The following is a 15,722-nucleotide window of genomic DNA, read 5'->3' on the forward strand; positions in this document are numbered from 1 at the left end:
GTGATAGCTGAGATGACGCTGACGACACCGCTGTGTGACCTGCTCGAGATCGAGTATCCGATCGTGCAAGCACCGATCGGGAGCGCGACGACCCCCGAACTCGCGGCGGCCGTCTCGAACGCCGGCGGCCTCGGCCACCTCGCGGTCACGTGGCGCGACCTCGAGGAAACGCGCCGGGCGATCCGCGGGACGCACGAGTTGACCGACCAGCCGTTCGCGGTCAACCTCGTGTGCGACGACGCGACGACGATCGTGGAGAGGGACGAGCACCTCGAGGCGATTCTCGATGCCGGGGCCGATGTCGTCACGCTTTCCTTCGGCGAGGCAGCGCCCTTCGTCGAGCAGATTCACGAGGCTGGCGCGCTCGTGTTTCAGACCGTCGGCAGCGCTGCTGCTGCACGCGAGGCGGTCGCCGCCGGGGTCGACGCCGTCGTCACGCAGGGCCTCGAGGCCGGCGGCCACGTCCAGAGCGAGGTTGCGACGACGGCGCTCGTGCCCCGGGTCGCGGACGCGGTCGGTGACGAGGTGCCGATCGTCGCGGCCGGCGGCATCGCCGACGGACGAGGAATCGCGGCCGCGCTCGCGCTGGGGGCTGACGGCGCGTGGCTCGGTACGCGGTTCGTCGCGACCGAAGAGGCCAGCGTCCACGAGACGTATCGGCGACGGCTCCGCGAGAGCGACGAAACCGATACCGCGTACACGACCCTCTTCGACAAGGGCTGGCCCGGAACCCCGCATCGAGTGCTGCGAAACGACACGCTCGAGCGCTGGGAGGCGGCGGGGCGGCCACCCGCGGGCGACCGTCCCGGCGAGGACGACGTCGTCGCACGGACTGACGACGGTGACGGCGAGGAAATCGAGCGCTACGACGAGGCTCTCGCGACGCCGGCTGTCAAGGGTGATATCGAGGAGATGGCGCTGTTCGCCGGCCAGAGCGTCGGGCTGACCGACGACGTTCGGCCGGCGGGAGCGCTCCTCGAGGAACTCGTCGCGGAGACGATCGAGACGCTCTCGGAGTTGCCGGCGGCCCGTCACGGCTGATCGGTCGCTGCGAGTGTACGCCGCGTTCTACCTCGTCGACCCCAGCGCCCACGATCTACAGACCGTTACGAACCTCACGTCCCTGTTCGACACCGTTCTCGAAATAGACTGAAGTGGACCGACTCGCCCCAGTGGTGGGTACATAACGCGACAAAACGTCCGCCCGCGGCGTCGATCGTCGGCACGAGTCACTGTCCGAGTCGAGTACTCAGTATCGGATACAGCGTTCCAACGAATCCGCCGTAGACGAGCAGTCCGAGCAGGCTCTGCCAGTGGACGAACGGTACCGGTGGAGTGTACTCGAAGAGGCGAAGCCACAGGGGGAGCACGACGACGACTCCCACGAGCCAGACGAGCAGTCCGAACGAGACCCCCATCGTGACGCCCGTGACCGGATCGGTTACGTCGTCCTCGAACGGCCTCGTCTTTCCGAGTCCCCAGTAGACGAGTCCGCCGACGACACTGGCCAGTCCCAGAAGGATGGTGCCGACCAGCATGCCAGGCGCTCCGAGCAGTCGACCCACTGAGTCGAGCAATCCGAGTGCATACAGGATGGCCCCGAACACGAGTCCCCCAGCGAGCCCGGCTATCACAATCGCGAGTACGTCTGTCTCCCCACCGTCGAGGGATTCCCGCCTCGAGTACTGTCCGCTCATTGTCCCCTGGTGCAGTTACTTCCTTCCATTTTTATATATGTTTTTACCAATATTTGATATCTATTCGAGGTCCTCAGTCACCGACAGTCGAGAGTGATTTTCTCGAGTGGCGAAGGAAGGCTCCCGGACGCCGCGAGTCGTATCGAATCGGGCTCACGATCCGACTCGCGTGTCGAAACGATAGCCGAGTCGAGTTGTGATTCGCTCCCCGAGTCGGAACGTGAAACCATACTGACTGTTAATCCGGATCACTTCGAAGGAGGAGTCGTGTTAGAGACTCCGCTCCGTCGCTGCCTCGGTATCATCGTCCTGACCGTCGGCCTCGTCGGGCTCTTCGTCCTCGGCGGCGCCGGCTGGTCGGTCGATGCAGCCGTTGCAGGCGACTCGAGCGGGGCAGACGAAATCGTGGTGCTCGCGGACGCGAACTTCGATATCGGGGCCGACTATCGTGCGTCGACGCCGGCGGCCGCCGACGAGGGGTCCGCATCCGAACAGGTAACGGCCGCCGGTGTCACGGACAGTTCCGCTATCGCGGCGGCGCTTATCGCACCCGCCGACCGACGCAATGACGTCCGGATCGGGGACCTCCTGTACGTCCACGCGATTTCGATCGTCGGGGCCGCAGTCGTTGCGGGCCGGGCACTCGTCGATTGGCGACTCGATATTCGAGGGCTGGCACTCGAGCCGAGGGATCGCCTCCCGGTCGATCGCGGTCACAGGACGGACCGTCAGGCGGGGCTGGTGACCGATGGCGGGTCCCAACGCAGGGAGTGATCGGCATGGCAGATATGCTGACCCACGTGCTGATCGCGTTTACGCTCGCGACGCTGTTCTCGATTCGATACCAGTGGATTACCTCGCGATTGGCGAGCGTTGCAATGGCCGGCTCGATGATCCCCGATCTCAATCGATTGAAATGGGTCGTCTCACCGGAGACAGTCGAATCAGTGCTCGGGCTGTCCGTCTCGTGGCGGCCGATGCACTCGATCGGCGGTGTCGCAATCGCGATTTGCATCGGTGCGCTCCTCGTCCGTCCGCAGTATCGACGAGCGGTTGCGATACTGCTCACGCTCGGAGCGCTGTCTCACTTCGCGCTCGATCTCCTGTTAGTGCCGCCGGCGGGCTCGTACCGGTATCTCTGGCCACTCACCAGCGCGGACATCGTCGTCCCCGGATTCTACAGTAGCCGAGATCGATGGACGGCACCCGTTGCGATTCTGCTCGCACTCGGTACCCGATCGCTCGCACAGCGTCGACGGCGTCGATCGCTCGAGCCGGAGCCCACGGTACGGGCTGACGGATGAGCGATCGGGACCAGTCGGATGAGCGAACGAGACTCGTCGGATGCATCTCGACCGTGTCTCATCTACTTCTTCGCGCAAGACGGCAGGTCTCGAGAAAAAATGGAGACTGAACGGCTCCCCCCACCGTATCGGTCAGCGAGAGCGCGCGTCCCAGAGCTGCACCTGGGGCGTCTCGCACGTCGGACAGACGATGGCGACGTTCTCCTTGTACGTGCCACGCTCGAGCGTCCCCGCGGTACACTGCGGACACGAATTCCCCTCGAGGCGCGACAGAAGCGTTTCTTCGTCCAAACGAGTATCTTCCACACCTCTCATTTCGTAAGATAACCGTCACCTCTCAGATGGTTAATCTTTTGGGTGGCGGTACACGTCGGTCGTGCGATTGCATGCAACGGTTGGTGCGAGAGGGACGGTCACTATCGGTTCGGGAGTGACAGTCGCTATCGGGTGGGTGTGACGAGCAACAGAGCGCCGTTTTGGGCCGACCATCAACAGACTACCCGCCAATCACCGATTCGATGTAACGTCTGGGCGAGTAACTGCTTCTGGAACGTCTCTGGATGGTTGTTGGTCGGTATAGCAGTCAGTGCTGGCCTAACGGTGATTACCATTCCATATGATAAATCAGGAATAGAGAACTGTTAAGTAATACGGTACTGATGTTCGTATTAGATCCGGATCGGCCGGACTGAATGCGGGTGGGGAACCTGTGAACAAGGATACGACAACGAAGACAGCCTACTGTCCGAACTGTGACACCGAACGAGAGATACGGATCACCGTCCCCTGGCAAGACGATCTCTGTGTCCAGTGCGGTGAGAACGTCGACTAGGCGCTTCGGACGTCCCGGCTCCCGTTCAGACGGGGCTCTCGAGCGAGGGTCTGGCTCGCGGAATTCGTCACACTCGATTTACTCACTTTCGGACGGAGCCTCAGTTATCCGATCGGTGGATTCGCGTCACAGCCACGTCATCCGCTCAACTCGTCGAATCGAACGTCGGTGGACAACTGTCGTCTCCGGACAGCCACTCGAGCCCGTTCGTTCGCTGGGTGCGTTTGCGGACCGCGAGGCGGTGGTTGGAAAGCTCGAGTCCGGAACGCGGTAGTACGTTCGTCCGTCGTCCCTGGTGAGCTTCTCGAGGCGATCGCTCGTCATCTGGATCTCGTGGGGATCGACGGTCTCCGTTCGGAGGTGCGCGCCCTTCTCGAGTTCGCGACCCTGAAGCTCGCGGACGCGATCCTTGTTGGCGTCCGCCTTCTTGAGCGCGGCGTCGGCCGCGCGATCGGTTGCCGTCGTCCGGGACTCACAGTCGGTCAGTCGTCGTTCCAAATCCTCGATTCGGTCGTCTTTCTGTTGGCATTCCGCCTCGAACGAGTCGATGCGATCGTTCTTCTGTCTGCACTCCGCCTCGAGGTCCGCGACTCGGTTCTCGAGGGTCGTGATCTGGTCGCGGAGGGCCTCGAGTTCGCGTGCGAGGGGTTCGGGACGGTCGTGGCTCGCGCTCGAGTCACTCTCCATCACGATCACCGTTGTCGGGTTTGTTGGGAGTGCGATTGGTGGTGTCGTCGTGGTTTGGGTCGTTGGCCCGGTTGGGAGTGTCGACGGGGTTAGAGTCGTCGTCGGTTCCGGTCTCTCCGTCGAGGAGTTCGTCTATACTAGCGGGTTCGCGGTCGCCGGTCGCGTGCTCGAGGGCCCCTGGGATCGGTCCCCGGAAGGTCGTCGTGAGCGAGTCACAGCCGACGACCGTCGGCAGGTCCTCGGTCCGGCGGTCGTCGTCGACCGTCTCGGCCGACCGCCGCGGAATCAGCATCCCCGGCCCAAACAGCTCGAGGCCCACGCGCCTCGCTTCCGCGTCGATCTCTCGCAACCGACGCGTCGCGCCACGGCGCGTCTCGTCGGAGAGGTCCTCGAGATCACTCGCGGTGTCAGGGTTCCGCACCTCCTCGAGGATGCTATTCGTGAGTTTGGTGATCGTCTCGAGGCGCTCGCGAATGGACTCGTCGGTCGTTCCGCCGTCACAGGCGACTCTGTCGTTCTGCGTCGATGCGTGCGGTCGGTCGGGGCTTTCAAGACCCCGCGAATCGTCGTTCATCATGGCTTCCGTAGGTGGTTTACGGGAGCTGCTCGCGGGTTCAGTGCTTCTACCACTGGACCGCGATTTTGTCTGGATACGTGCTCTTGACTCCAGATTATATCCCGTTGGCTACTATTTTATTTCTATATTACATAAAACTATGCTTAGCATGTTTTTAGATAGTTATTAGGTTGCTATAGCAATGCTGCAGTTTAGATTGATGGAACTCCCTTTAGCAGTGCTACAGAGATGCGAAAGCGTGCCGAGTGGATGACCCGGGCAGATGATGAAATTCTTGAGTATCTCGAAACGAATGGCGCTGGAACACCCAAGTCTATCTCAGATGAAATTAAACGGAACAACGACTATATCGGGGTTCGTTGTCGAAAGCTCGATTCATACGGGCTTGTCGAAAAACCTTCTCGAGGATTCTATGTCCTTACTGACTCCGGTGAGGAATATCTCGAGGGAGACCTCGACGTGAGCGAACTCGAGACTGACGAATAGCCTCGAACGGAACTGTTCTCGGAGACTACTTTCCAGAAAGCCCCGACGGCTCTCGAGCGCTGCGACTCGTTGCGCGCCTTGCCTCACTCCGTTCGGCTGCGGTGCTTGCGTCGTCTCGCCGCTCGAGAGCCGTCGCCCCTTTCAGTCCCACCCGCGGTGGTTTGGCTGGTACGCTGTGGGATGGGTGGTCGACAAGCTAGTATGAGGAGAGAGTGTGTGGTGCATGCGGATCAAGAAAACATTTCGGCGGCGTTGATCGCAACCTCCGAAATCTCGTCTCGGCTGTCCCTTGGTCTCAAGCTAACTGCGCCGTGCCTCCATCGTGGTGTTGTTCACGATAGTTGTCGGAGACCGATCCGAGTGGTGGTGCGGATTACTCCTGCGGGTCGATCCTCACCGAGAAACGTTTGGGGCCAGGTCCGCCTATCTCTGCAAGGTAGATGCCCCTACCCCGGTCGTCGGATGGGAAGGCAAACTCACGGGCGACGTCCGACGGCTCCTCGCCGACGCTAATCGCGGCCCGGTTGGCCGCGGTCCAATAAACGTATGCTTCGTCACCCGACTCGAACGCCGTCGGGAACGCCAGCCCGTTCGGGTGGTTCGGGTTCGTGCTCCCTTCGTTGTCCTGGACCACGAGTTCCGTGTCGGCCGCCACGGTGGGTCCGCCCGCATGTTGCAGGACGATCGCCGATCGATCCTCGGAGAGGTCGCCCTCGATTCGGACGGCGTCGTCGACGAACGCCGGCGCTGAGACCGTTACGTCTCCCACCTCCGACACCTCGTACTCGTAGCTGCTGCTGGCCGTTTGGTCGGCGTCGGAAGACGTCGCGGTGGTCAGTTCTGCGTCCATCGAGCGAATATAGCCCGACTCGGCGACTGCGATCCGAACGTCGATCGACCGAATATTTAATTCGCTCTCCTGTTCCGCCTCTTCGTCGATTTCGGTTCCCTCGAATACGAAGACGCGCTCGTCGTCTTCGCTCACGTCCACCCGTTCGAACGTCGTCAACTCGATAAGGGAGGTGACTACTGTTCTGTCAGTAAACGGCGGTGTAATGCCGGTGGGGTTGAACCTGTGTGTCTCCCGACTGATCCGTGCGTTTCCAGTGAACCACACCCGTTGCTTCCCATCGCTATTGATATTCGGAGCAACGTCATTCCCTTTGACGAGCGTGCCAGTATCGCCCCTGCGGATTGTCCGGTCAGTCAGGGTACTATCGCGATTGACGAATTTCTCTTCGGAGGCGAACGCCATGTCACGCAACGCGTTATAATGCTGGTCCAGCAACTCCTCCGCCTCAGGGAGTTCGGAATACTTCCCCTCGGATTCGGTCGACTCTTTCGGATCGTCCGCTCCCCCAGTACACCCTGCGAGCACGGCCGTCGTGCCACCCAGTCCGACGAGAAACTGTCGTCGATCCATACGTTGCCATTACATTCAAGTTACTTTATATTTTTGAACGCGTATCACGGCCACGAGTAGCGAATCGGGACCGATGACGGTTTTTCATATTGATAGTTTTCTGAACAGTCCGCGATCGAACTCCGCGTTCTCACTCACGATTCTCCCTGTTCTGCTTCTCCAGCGACTGGCGCACAATGCCGCCGACCTCGAGAGCCGTCTCCCCTTTCAGTCCTGCCCGCGGTGGTTCGGTCGGTTAGCGCTAGCGAGTTAAGTGTGAGATGCCGACCCTAGTACTAGGATCGGACCTAGTATAGTCTCGTTGCAGTAGTCGGGACGATCCGTATGTGGCACACTCACGAGAATACCGTATGGACCTCCGAAAGCGCCTGGGGCTGCGTCTCCACCGGGCGCTCCTGTACTGGGGGCTCCTAGAACACCCGCGCGGCCGCGACTATGCGAAAGAACGGTACACACCGCTCGGTGGAGAGAGTGACAGCGCGAAACGGGAGGCGGAGTTTCTTAACGAAAACGGTAGCACTGAGGAGTAACGCGTTTTCTGTGATCTGGTCGCTCGAGACGCTACCACGTCCCGTCGATCGCGCGGCGATAACACTGCGCCGCCTGATCGGCCACGGTATCCCAGTCGTATCGCTGCGCTCGAGCGGTGGGATCCGTACTCGGACGCTCACCTGCTAGTGCTCGCTCGAGCACTGTGGCGACCCCGTCGACGGTCGGGGACGCGAGAAAGCCCGCATCGCCGATAACCTCGGATGCGGCTGACTCGGGATGTTTCGCTGCGATCACGGTGCAGTCCGCGGCCATCGCCTCCGCGAATGTGATCCCGAAGCCTTCACGGGTCGAAGGCGAGGCGAAGACATCCGCCGCGCGCATGTGTGCGAGGACATCGTCGTACTCCTCGAGGAATCCGAGCATGGTTACGCGGTCGGCGTGCTCGAGGGTTTTGGCCTGTTGCTCAAGGCGCTCACGTTCCGGCCCATCGCCGATGATGCCGAGAGTCGCGTCGGGGACAGTGTGTGCGATTCGGTCGAAGGCCTCGAGGAGCAGATCGACGTGCTTGTCCTCGATCAGGCGGCCCGCGTAGAGGACGGTGAAGCCGTCGTTTGTCGGCTCTGTCGATTCGATCTGGTTCACGTCGATTCCGTTCGGGACGACCTCGATCCGGTCCCGAGACGGGCCGATTTCGGTGAGTCGATCGGCGGTGACGCTCGAGACGGCGATCGGATAGTGTGGCGTTGTGGCCGTGAGTCGCTCGATCCCCTTGCCGAACGGCGCGAGCCGACCGAGGTAGTCGTCCCAGTAGTCGAGCCAGACCTCGTGCCAGGTGGTGATTAGCGGCGTGTCGGTTCCAAGGGTGGTGAGCTTCGAGGCGAGGACGGGAAAGTAAGGGAAGAGGGACGCGACGATGACGTCGTGGTCGTCGGCGTTTCGTCGAAGATGTGGGAGTAGCCGGGTAGAGAAATCGATCGCCTCCGTGATTGAGCGACGTTCGTCGGCGTAGAGTTCTTGTGCCGGTGCGACGCCGTAGAGTGTCATCCCCTCGTAGTCCATCACCTGCGGACCGTCCCAGAAGTGACGGCCGTAAATCGTGACATCGTGCCCGTTTGCTGCAAGGCGAGTACCGATTTCGTGGATACGCTTTTCCGCGCCGCCTTTCACGAACGGGAACACCACATTCGTCACGAAAGCGATGTCCATCACTGACAGGTAGGTGGACGTACGCTAATGCGTTTACGATGTGCTGGCCGGGTTTTGTCTCGAAGTCTAAAATTATAACTCCCTCCCCCTAGTTCTCACCCGTAATGAGTATCGAGCCGGACAATGTGATCCTGCTTTCGGCGGACGCTCTCCGGGCGGACCACCTCTCCTGTTATGGCTACCACCGGGACACGTCGCCGGTACTGGATGAACTCGCCGACGAGTCGATTCGGTTCACCCGGGCCTACAGCGCGAGTTCGCATACGCGCGAGGCGGTCCCGGCATTACTGACGGGGGAGTATCCCGACGTCGCTATCGATTCGAACTATCGGCTCGCAACGGACACGATCGCGTCTCGACTTTCGGCGGAAGGGTTCGCGACCGGTGGCTTTCACTCGAACCCGTTCGTCTCGAGAGCCTACGGCTTCGATCGCGGGTTCGACGAGTTCGATGACGATCTCCACTTCGGTCAGCACAAGCTCATCGCACTGGCCCAGCGGGCGCTCGACAAGTTGCGGAATCGCCACTACGCTCGAGCCGAAGAGATCAACAAGCGATCGCTTTCGTGGATCGATTCGCTTGCCAATGGTGAATCGTTCTTCCTCTGGAATCACTACATGGACACCCACGGGCCGTATGAACCGCCGGGTGAGTACCAGCAACTGTACCACGACGAGACGGTTTCGGACAGCAAGGCCCAGTCACTCTACCAGCGGGCGATCAAGGATCCTGAGTCGATTACCGATGCGGAACGCCAGCTGTTGATCGATCTGTACGACGCCGAGATTCGGTACAACGACGAACGAATCGGGACGTTTCTCGAGTCGTTGCGGGAGCGTGGATTGCTCGAGGAGTCATTGGTGATCGTCACGGCGGATCACGGCGACGCATTCGGCGAACACGGCTACTACGAACACCCGCGGTATCTCCACGAGGAGATCACGAGGGTGCCGCTGCTAGTCCGGCCGCCAGATGGGCGGGGCGAGGTGGTGGAGGCTCCTGCCAGCACGTTAGATATCGTCCCGACCGTAGCGTCGGCCGCCGGCCAGGAAGTCGAACTGTCGCTGCTTGAGGGAGTCGACGACGACAGACGGGTTTTCTCACAGGCACGTGGAGAGGACGGTGATAGTCACCTCCGCCGGTACGCCCTCTGGACGCGCGAGGAGGCGTGTTTCTGTGAGTGGGACACGAACACCGACGAGATTCGTTTTACCGAAACGACGACTCAGTCGTTGCGGGCCGAACTCGAAGCTCACGTCGAACAGCGGCTACGTGTCGAGAACGGGAACGGGTCCGGGACGGATGGTGAAGTGGACGAGGAGATCGAACGGCGGTTGAGCGCGCTGGGATACAAGGAGTAGATAATGAAAGTTGGTGTGAACGCACGCACATTCACAGTCGATGAACCCGGAGGAGCTGTACAGACTTCAATTAAACATGCCAGCGGGCTTATCGACCGGTCCGATACTGATGTCGTTTTGTTCGGTGATAGTTCACTTACCTCTCTTTTCCCGGAAGCTACAATAGTCAGTACTGGATATCCTGTCACGTCACAAGCGTACGGCCTCGTTTGGGAACGGGCGGTACTGCCTGCTCTGGCAGACCAGTCTAACATTGATGTCTTATACTGTCCAAACGGAAATGCACCGGTGACCCAAACATCGTGTCCGATTGTCATGTGCATCCACGATGTGAATGCCCTCAAAGGATGGTCAAGTGGTGTCCACCAACTGTACAGAAGGTTAGCGGTTCCTCGTGGTGCCGATATTGCCAGCACTATCACAACGGTCTCCGAATTTTCGAAAAGAGAGATTGTCGACAATCTGGAGGTCCCATCCTCGAAAGTTGATGTCGTGCACAACGGTGTCGACAAGACGTTCTTTTCATCCCAGAGCGAACGGCTCAATGGGCTCCCCGAGAATTATCTCCTATTCGTTGGGTCGATGAACCCTCGGAAGAATCTCGAACGCGTTGTCAAATCGTACGCAACGATCAAAACGCAGACCGATATCCCGCATAAGCTAGTTATTATTGGTCCTGAGAACAAAAGCATCTTCAAGAGCGTCGATATCGAAAGCCGAGATGATATTATCACACCAGGATTCGTGACCGAAGGAGAATTGAAGTACGCCTACGAGAACGCGGATGTGTTTGTCTTTCCGTCTCTGTACGAAGGGTTCGGACTTCCGCCTCTAGAAGCTCTGGCGTGTGGCACGCCGGTCGTTGCGTCTGAAACAACATCTCTCGGAGAGATTCTTCAGGAAGGATGCATCCAGGTCGACCCCGAAGACATCCAGGACATCGCAGATGCAGTCATACAGATACTAGAGGACGAACAGTTAGCTAACGAACTCGCAACTCAGGGGAAAGCGTTTGCCCGAGAGTTCACCTGGGAGAACGCGACTAGACAACTGCGAGATACGCTATCAAAAACTGTGTGATATGAATCTGTTAGTCATATCGCGTGAATTCCCCCCTCACGTTGCTGGAGGTATCTCGTACCATCTCAAAAATCTGTACAGTAAAATAGCCAGTTCTGGACACAACATCACCATTCTAGCTGGCAGACCACGGGCAATTGCTACGACGGACTCCATCGAAGTCCCGGATTCGTTCGATATCAACTGGGTCGATTATTATTCACTCTCCGGCTACCATCTTCAGTTCCCCACTGCGCTGTACAAGACATTGCGTGGGTTCGATATTCACGACTACGACGTTGCGCTGACCCACACTGAAATTCCATTCGACCTAGGTATCTCGACGATCCACAAGGTCCACGATGCCAAACACATCGAGCGGACGTTCAATCGGAACCAGATGGGAAGACTGACCAAGATTGCCGATTCTATACTAGCCAAAACGCGTCGCTGGACCACACAGCGCGCGCTCAACTGCGCCGATGGGCTGATCTTCAATAGCGAACTGACAGAGTCGGTGTGGAAAGACGAGTACCGGATTTCGAGTCCGACTCACACCGTCTATAATGGCGTCGACCAAGAGATATTCTACCCACGAGACGTTCCCGACGAGGAGTACGTGCTCTTCGTCGGTAACAGCCCTCGAAAAGGACTGCCAAAAGTCAGAGAGTTCGCCCGTGACGGTTCCCATCCTGTGTATGTCGTCGGAGACGTCGCTGAATCCGAGAATCTGCGGGCTATCGGACGGGTCAACCAGTCAGAACTCGCAGAGTACTACAGCTCAGCGCTGGCGACCATCCATCCCGCGAACTTCGAGGCGTTCGGGAACGTGATTCTCGAATCGCTCGCCTGTGGGACCCCGATCGTAGTCAGCGACCAGTGTGGGGCAGCAGAGATAGTGGACGAGTCCTGCGGGAGGGTGACTACAGACCTCTCGGCGGGTATCGAGAGCGTCTCGGAGATATCAGCCGAATTCTGCGTCGATGTCGCTGAAAACTATTCCTGGGATCGTGTGGCAGAGACAACGGAATCTGTCGTCGGGAGCGCCACAGAAAAGCAGTGAGGTCACTGCTGGTCCAGGGCTGGCTCTCTTTTAAATACTGAGTTGTTCGCGGAGGTGTAGATCTTGTTTCTCTCGACATTCGCAGTGGCTAGTAGGTTCTCCGAGGAGATTCCGCCATAAGCACCCCCTCGTTGGGGAATCTACCTCAATACGTCTCCCTGTTTTTCTCGATGTCGGAGATAGAGCCTGGTCACATGGCGGGCCGGTTAATCGATTATGAACGTATGGCACCTTTGTCAAAGGTATATTGTGTAATATATAATATATCTAGAGGGGAAGTCTACTGGGCCGAAAACGGCTTCGCAACCGAGTCGGTCAGTGCGGAGCAGCCGCAAGGTGACTACCAACCACAGACGATTGTCGACTTCACGAATTCAGAAGAAGAAAGTGGATCTAATCGATATCTCTTCTCCCCATCTGGCTCTGTACAGTTGCGACGACGATGGGACTATCAAAACCACTATCATCGCGCAGCGGAGCAATGCGACTTGATCGATGGAGTTCAACCAATCAGCTTAACTGTTCCTATTGTGATTCGGAGGATAATGAGACAGCGAATTGTATTGGCTGCTTTCTTGTTGATCACAGCAGTGGCATTCCTGGCAGGGTTCTCAATAATACCTACCTCACACACTACTTTGTTTATTCTTCTCCTTGGGTTGTTCGCTGTGCCGCTGGTCTATGCTCTTTATGCTGATGTCCAGCCAGTTCCGGCGCTCATTTTCGTCGTCTTAACCCCATTCGTACCGATGCTGTTGGTGATTGACCCTCTCGAGATCGGGCTCTGGGGTCATGACTCCTATATCCACTCGATGGCTGCTCTCCGACGGATTACTGCAGGGCACATCCAGAACTCGATGCAGGATGGATCTTATCCAAGTACATATCTCCTCGTTGATTCTCTCGGTACGATACTCGGTCTACCGCTTGAGCAAGTCGCTAAATACGCACCATTAATTACAGTGACTATCCCCCTGTTCATCTATCTCACAACAGTACGTTGGGTCGGTCGTTCTAGTGCCCTGATTATCGCGATTATCGCAGCCTCGACACGGACGCTTATTGGATTTGAGACCAAATTTGTAGATGAAATCCTCGCTGTGACTTTGGCTTTTCTCCTAATTGCCCTCATTCCGGTCTGTCGGTCGAGAGCGCAGCGATTAACAGTAATCGCGGTGATGGCTGTTTTGACACTGTCCCATCATGCCATTTCTTTTCTTTTCATACTTGGTCTCAGTCTCTGGTGGATTTCTGGAGATGTTCTTCGCCAATTATCGCAACTACCTGTTGTCGGCCAAATTTTCACACGTCTTGCCCCCTATCGAAAGTCAACGACTATAACATTACCAGTTGTGTTAGTCTCTGCATTTTTTGGCCTCATCATCCCCCTTTACTACGGGCAACACTTTCTTAGTCTGGTATTGATAAATATCACCAAGGCATTTTCGGGGCAGACATCATCGTTATCAGGGGGAGGGGTGAGTACATCGCCAGATGGCTTTTTTGCGGTTGCTTCCTCGTTTCTGACGGTATCTCTAATCGTTCTCACTTTAGTATCTATATGGGGGGTTTATCGATATCAGTCCGATGATTGGGAGGTCGGATGGCTCGCTTTTGTTGGCTGTTTGGGAATCTTATATGCCCTCTCACTTGTTGCTGGACGAGTCGTTCCACTTGATCCAATTCGCCTATTGATATTCATAGTGCCATTATTAGCTGCGATTGTAGTCGCACAACTCCCATCACAAGCCGGCTGGAGGCGATCTATTAGCGTGATTGCGGTCGCGGCTTTCCTGATTATTCCGAACCTTGCTGCTATCCCCCCCCCACCTGCTTATATCAGATGTAGGTCATAAGCCGGACATCGCCGAAGGGCACTATACTGAACAGCAGTGGGCTACATCCCAATGGGCCAACTCGTTTAGCCCGGGCACAGTTTCAGCTCTCGAGCGCGATCTCTGGGCTGCAACGCAGACCGAGTATATCGCCAATGAATACGGGTCTTGTGGATCAGAGACTTTTGTTGCCCGTAGTGGGCTTCAGCAGCCAAATGCAACCGACAACGTCATATATTCAAATAAAGAGGTGCGTCTCTGGAAGTGTGGTGGTTGACATGGAGTGAAGGTGTGGTGATCTGGTAATTAATTATCCAATACACAACCATTAATGCAATAATTCAGGCGAGCCCTTACTGTGGGCCAAAATTTGCAAACTCAGCGTCCACTTCTGGAGCATCTGTCGCATTTCTCTCGCTAGCGGCTGTTGTTTTCTTAGGAGCGTGCCATAGAAAGTCTTCCAATGAGTATCTATGACAGCGAAGGGCCAAACCGCCGTCATTGTAATCGGGGTTACCCTAAGTGTAAAAAGCACGTACCCCAAGAGTAAGATATTTTAAATACGGTTTCAAAGCGTGAGTATGCGTGTTCTTGTCGTTACTCCCGACTATCCGCCACCTGCCGGGGGGATTCAGACTGTCGTCCAAAACCTCGAAGAGGGGCTCGAAAATCTCGGTCACACGCCAATTATCGTTCAGCTAGACCCACAGGCGTACAGTTCGACTCTTGCGGATGCGATACCGACACGGCGGACGCTTGATGCGATCAAGATGCGCTCTCCGCATTTCTTTCGCTATTTCAATACCGTGTATCGTCGGACCAGTGACGCCATCGAGGAACACGACCCGGATATCGTTCATGCTGCGCATATTCGGGTCTGGCCAGCACTGCAGGCCGCAACTGACCACGGGCTCTCTGCAGTCGTGACCGCTCATGCGCTCGAATTAGGCAACAGACAGCTCGCCTCAGTTGCGTTCGAGGAGGCGACAGCAATCCACGCTGTGAGTGAGTTTACCGGCTCAGTGATAGAGCGGGACCACGGTATCTTTCCGGACGAAATCATCCATCCGTCGATAGACGTCGATTCCTACGCACCCTCTGACGATGGACTAGCGGACGATGTGAACAACGTCTTCACTATCTCGAGGCTCGTCGGGCGAAAAAATATCGATACGATAGTGGACGCGTGGGAACAACTTGACCCCGAGAGCCGAGGGAACCGGACCCTCGATATCGCAGGGACCGGACCGGAATACGACACACTGATGGCAAAGACAGAGGATATGGCCAGTGTCCGCATGCTCGGCCGAATCAGTGAATCCGAGAAGATAACGCGGTTACAGAACGCTGACCTATTTGTCCTACCGGCGGGTGGAACGAATTACGATGTGGAAGGGTTCGGAATTGTCTATATCGAGGCCCAGGCAGCCGGCACGCCAGTCATCGGGTCCTCAGTCGGTGGCGCTCCCGAGGCGGTCGGCGACGGTGGACTGCTGCTCAACGACGAAACGGACTCCACCGAGCTCGCAGTAAAGATCGCAACCCTCCTCTCGAACAGCGAGAAAATCGAGCAGTACACTGCACAGGCCCAGCGCAGAGTTGAAGCGTTCAACCTGAACCCGATTGCCGCTCAGTACGTCGACTTATACCAGCGTATCCTGTAGCTTTGGAGTGACTCTTTGCCTGGCGTACCTGCGGAG

The 15,722-nt window shown here is 57.6% G+C and carries 17 protein-coding genes; 11 read left to right on the plus strand and 6 right to left on the minus strand.

All coding sequences use genetic code 11. From position 1 onward, the window contains the following. Window positions 1–12 precede the first annotated feature (12 nt). The gene (locus LDH74_RS09940; RefSeq protein WP_226042344.1) at window positions 13–1,041 is read left to right on the plus strand and encodes a nitronate monooxygenase; all 1,029 of its coding nucleotides are present in this window, start codon (window positions 13–15) and stop codon (window positions 1,039–1,041) included. A 188-nt stretch (window positions 1,042–1,229) separates the two neighbouring features. On the opposite strand, the gene LDH74_RS09945 is transcribed toward LDH74_RS09940, so the two are convergent. After that, on the minus strand, window positions 1,230–1,697 hold the full coding sequence (locus tag LDH74_RS09945) for a hypothetical protein (RefSeq protein WP_226042345.1): 468 nt from the start codon (window positions 1,695–1,697) through the stop codon (window positions 1,230–1,232). A gap of 267 nt (window positions 1,698–1,964) precedes the next feature. Between LDH74_RS09945 and LDH74_RS09950 the strand changes: the two genes are divergently transcribed. Together LDH74_RS09950 and LDH74_RS09955 are read left to right on the plus strand one after the other, a co-directional pair. Continuing rightward, a complete protein-coding gene (locus tag LDH74_RS09950; protein ID WP_226042346.1) occupies window positions 1,965–2,471 on the plus strand; it encodes a hypothetical protein in 507 nt (168 codons plus the stop codon). 5 nt (window positions 2,472–2,476) lie between these two features. Next, window positions 2,477–3,001: a metal-dependent hydrolase gene (locus LDH74_RS09955; RefSeq protein ID WP_226042347.1), complete on the plus strand. Its 525-nt coding sequence runs from the start codon at window positions 2,477–2,479 to the stop codon at window positions 2,999–3,001. Between the two features lie 132 nt (window positions 3,002–3,133). Here LDH74_RS09955 and LDH74_RS09960 read toward each other — a convergent pair whose 3' ends face one another. Beyond that, window positions 3,134–3,316: an HVO_A0556 family zinc finger protein gene (locus tag LDH74_RS09960; protein WP_226042348.1), complete on the minus strand. Its 183-nt coding sequence runs from the start codon at window positions 3,314–3,316 to the stop codon at window positions 3,134–3,136. 394 nt (window positions 3,317–3,710) lie between these two features. Between LDH74_RS09960 and LDH74_RS26460 the strand changes: the two genes are divergently transcribed. Beyond that, entirely contained in the window at window positions 3,711–3,833 is a 123-nt protein-coding gene (locus tag LDH74_RS26460) for a hypothetical protein (protein WP_255680973.1), read from the plus strand. Window positions 3,834–3,959: 126 nt separating this feature from the next. Here LDH74_RS26460 and LDH74_RS09965 read toward each other — a convergent pair whose 3' ends face one another. Together LDH74_RS09965 and LDH74_RS09970 are read right to left on the minus strand one after the other, a co-directional pair. Then, a complete protein-coding gene (locus tag LDH74_RS09965) occupies window positions 3,960–4,520 on the minus strand; it encodes a hypothetical protein (protein ID WP_226042349.1) in 561 nt (186 codons plus the stop codon). Then, entirely contained in the window at window positions 4,510–5,094 is a 585-nt protein-coding gene (locus LDH74_RS09970) for a hypothetical protein (RefSeq protein ID WP_226042350.1), read from the minus strand. Before LDH74_RS09970 ends, LDH74_RS09965 begins: the two co-directional genes overlap by 11 nt. Before the next feature lie 252 nt (window positions 5,095–5,346). Here LDH74_RS09970 and LDH74_RS09975 point away from each other — a divergent pair, with 252 nt between their 5' ends. Further along, window positions 5,347–5,583 carry a hypothetical protein gene (locus LDH74_RS09975; RefSeq protein WP_226042351.1) on the plus strand — a complete coding sequence of 79 codons (237 nt, stop codon included), beginning with the start codon at window positions 5,347–5,349 and terminating at the stop codon, window positions 5,581–5,583. 373 nt (window positions 5,584–5,956) lie between these two features. On the opposite strand, the gene LDH74_RS09980 is transcribed toward LDH74_RS09975, so the two are convergent. Continuing rightward, window positions 5,957–7,006 (minus strand): hypothetical protein, encoded by a 1,050-nt coding sequence (locus LDH74_RS09980; protein ID WP_226042352.1) that lies wholly within the window; start codon window positions 7,004–7,006, stop codon window positions 5,957–5,959. Between the two features lie 350 nt (window positions 7,007–7,356). Here LDH74_RS09980 and LDH74_RS09985 point away from each other — a divergent pair, with 350 nt between their 5' ends. Then, the gene (locus tag LDH74_RS09985; RefSeq protein WP_226042353.1) at window positions 7,357–7,536 is read left to right on the plus strand and encodes a hypothetical protein; all 180 of its coding nucleotides are present in this window, start codon (window positions 7,357–7,359) and stop codon (window positions 7,534–7,536) included. A 31-nt stretch (window positions 7,537–7,567) separates the two neighbouring features. Here LDH74_RS09985 and LDH74_RS09990 read toward each other — a convergent pair whose 3' ends face one another. Next, window positions 7,568–8,704, minus strand: coding sequence for a glycosyltransferase family 4 protein (locus LDH74_RS09990; protein ID WP_226042354.1), 1,137 nt, complete (start codon window positions 8,702–8,704; stop codon window positions 7,568–7,570). A 104-nt stretch (window positions 8,705–8,808) separates the two neighbouring features. On the opposite strand from LDH74_RS09990, the gene LDH74_RS09995 reads away from it, so the two are divergent. The 5 genes from LDH74_RS09995 (at window position 8,809) to LDH74_RS10015 (ending at window position 15,686) form a co-directional block, all read left to right on the plus strand. Further along, window positions 8,809–10,065, plus strand: coding sequence for a sulfatase (locus tag LDH74_RS09995; protein ID WP_226042355.1), 1,257 nt, complete (start codon window positions 8,809–8,811; stop codon window positions 10,063–10,065). Between the two features lie 3 nt (window positions 10,066–10,068). Further along, a complete protein-coding gene (locus LDH74_RS10000; RefSeq protein WP_226042356.1) occupies window positions 10,069–11,145 on the plus strand; it encodes a glycosyltransferase family 1 protein in 1,077 nt (358 codons plus the stop codon). Window position 11,146: 1 nt separating this feature from the next. Further along, the gene (locus LDH74_RS10005) at window positions 11,147–12,187 is read left to right on the plus strand and encodes a glycosyltransferase family 4 protein (RefSeq protein WP_226042357.1); all 1,041 of its coding nucleotides are present in this window, start codon (window positions 11,147–11,149) and stop codon (window positions 12,185–12,187) included. A gap of 545 nt (window positions 12,188–12,732) precedes the next feature. Beyond that, complete coding sequence (locus tag LDH74_RS10010; protein ID WP_226042358.1) at window positions 12,733–14,043, plus strand: hypothetical protein; 1,311 nt, start codon at window positions 12,733–12,735, stop codon at window positions 14,041–14,043. 560 nt (window positions 14,044–14,603) lie between these two features. After that, window positions 14,604–15,686, plus strand: coding sequence for a glycosyltransferase family 4 protein (locus LDH74_RS10015; RefSeq protein ID WP_226042359.1), 1,083 nt, complete (start codon window positions 14,604–14,606; stop codon window positions 15,684–15,686). Window positions 15,687–15,722: the final 36 nt, after the last annotated feature.

It is taken from the genome of Natrinema sp. DC36, assembly GCF_020405225.1.
GTDB lineage: Archaea > Halobacteriota > Halobacteria > Halobacteriales > Natrialbaceae > Natrinema.

Bases quoted from the DNA above. Each gene is read 5' to 3' on its own strand.
- LDH74_RS09975 (WP_226042351.1), top strand. From the start codon at position 5,347: ATGACCCGGGCAGATGATGAAATTCTTGAGTATCTCGAAACGAATGGC.
- LDH74_RS09960 (WP_226042348.1), bottom strand. From the start codon at position 3,316: ATGAGAGGTGTGGAAGATACTCGTTTGGACGAAGAAACGCTTCTGTCG.
- LDH74_RS09945 (WP_226042345.1), bottom strand. From the start codon at position 1,697: ATGAGCGGACAGTACTCGAGGCGGGAATCCCTCGACGGTGGGGAGACA.
- LDH74_RS10010 (WP_226042358.1), top strand. From the start codon at position 12,733: ATGAGACAGCGAATTGTATTGGCTGCTTTCTTGTTGATCACAGCAGTG.
- LDH74_RS09940 (WP_226042344.1), top strand. From the start codon at position 13: ATGACGCTGACGACACCGCTGTGTGACCTGCTCGAGATCGAGTATCCG.
- LDH74_RS09965 (WP_226042349.1), bottom strand. From the start codon at position 4,520: ATGGAGAGTGACTCGAGCGCGAGCCACGACCGTCCCGAACCCCTCGCA.
- LDH74_RS10000 (WP_226042356.1), top strand. From the start codon at position 10,069: ATGAAAGTTGGTGTGAACGCACGCACATTCACAGTCGATGAACCCGGA.
- LDH74_RS10015 (WP_226042359.1), top strand. From the start codon at position 14,604: ATGCGTGTTCTTGTCGTTACTCCCGACTATCCGCCACCTGCCGGGGGG.
- LDH74_RS09955 (WP_226042347.1), top strand. From the start codon at position 2,477: ATGGCAGATATGCTGACCCACGTGCTGATCGCGTTTACGCTCGCGACG.
- LDH74_RS09985 (WP_226042353.1), top strand. From the start codon at position 7,357: ATGGACCTCCGAAAGCGCCTGGGGCTGCGTCTCCACCGGGCGCTCCTG.
- LDH74_RS09980 (WP_226042352.1), bottom strand. From the start codon at position 7,006: ATGGATCGACGACAGTTTCTCGTCGGACTGGGTGGCACGACGGCCGTG.
- LDH74_RS09970 (WP_226042350.1), bottom strand. From the start codon at position 5,094: ATGAACGACGATTCGCGGGGTCTTGAAAGCCCCGACCGACCGCACGCA.
- LDH74_RS09995 (WP_226042355.1), top strand. From the start codon at position 8,809: ATGAGTATCGAGCCGGACAATGTGATCCTGCTTTCGGCGGACGCTCTC.
- LDH74_RS09990 (WP_226042354.1), bottom strand. From the start codon at position 8,704: ATGGACATCGCTTTCGTGACGAATGTGGTGTTCCCGTTCGTGAAAGGC.
- LDH74_RS10005 (WP_226042357.1), top strand. From the start codon at position 11,147: ATGAATCTGTTAGTCATATCGCGTGAATTCCCCCCTCACGTTGCTGGA.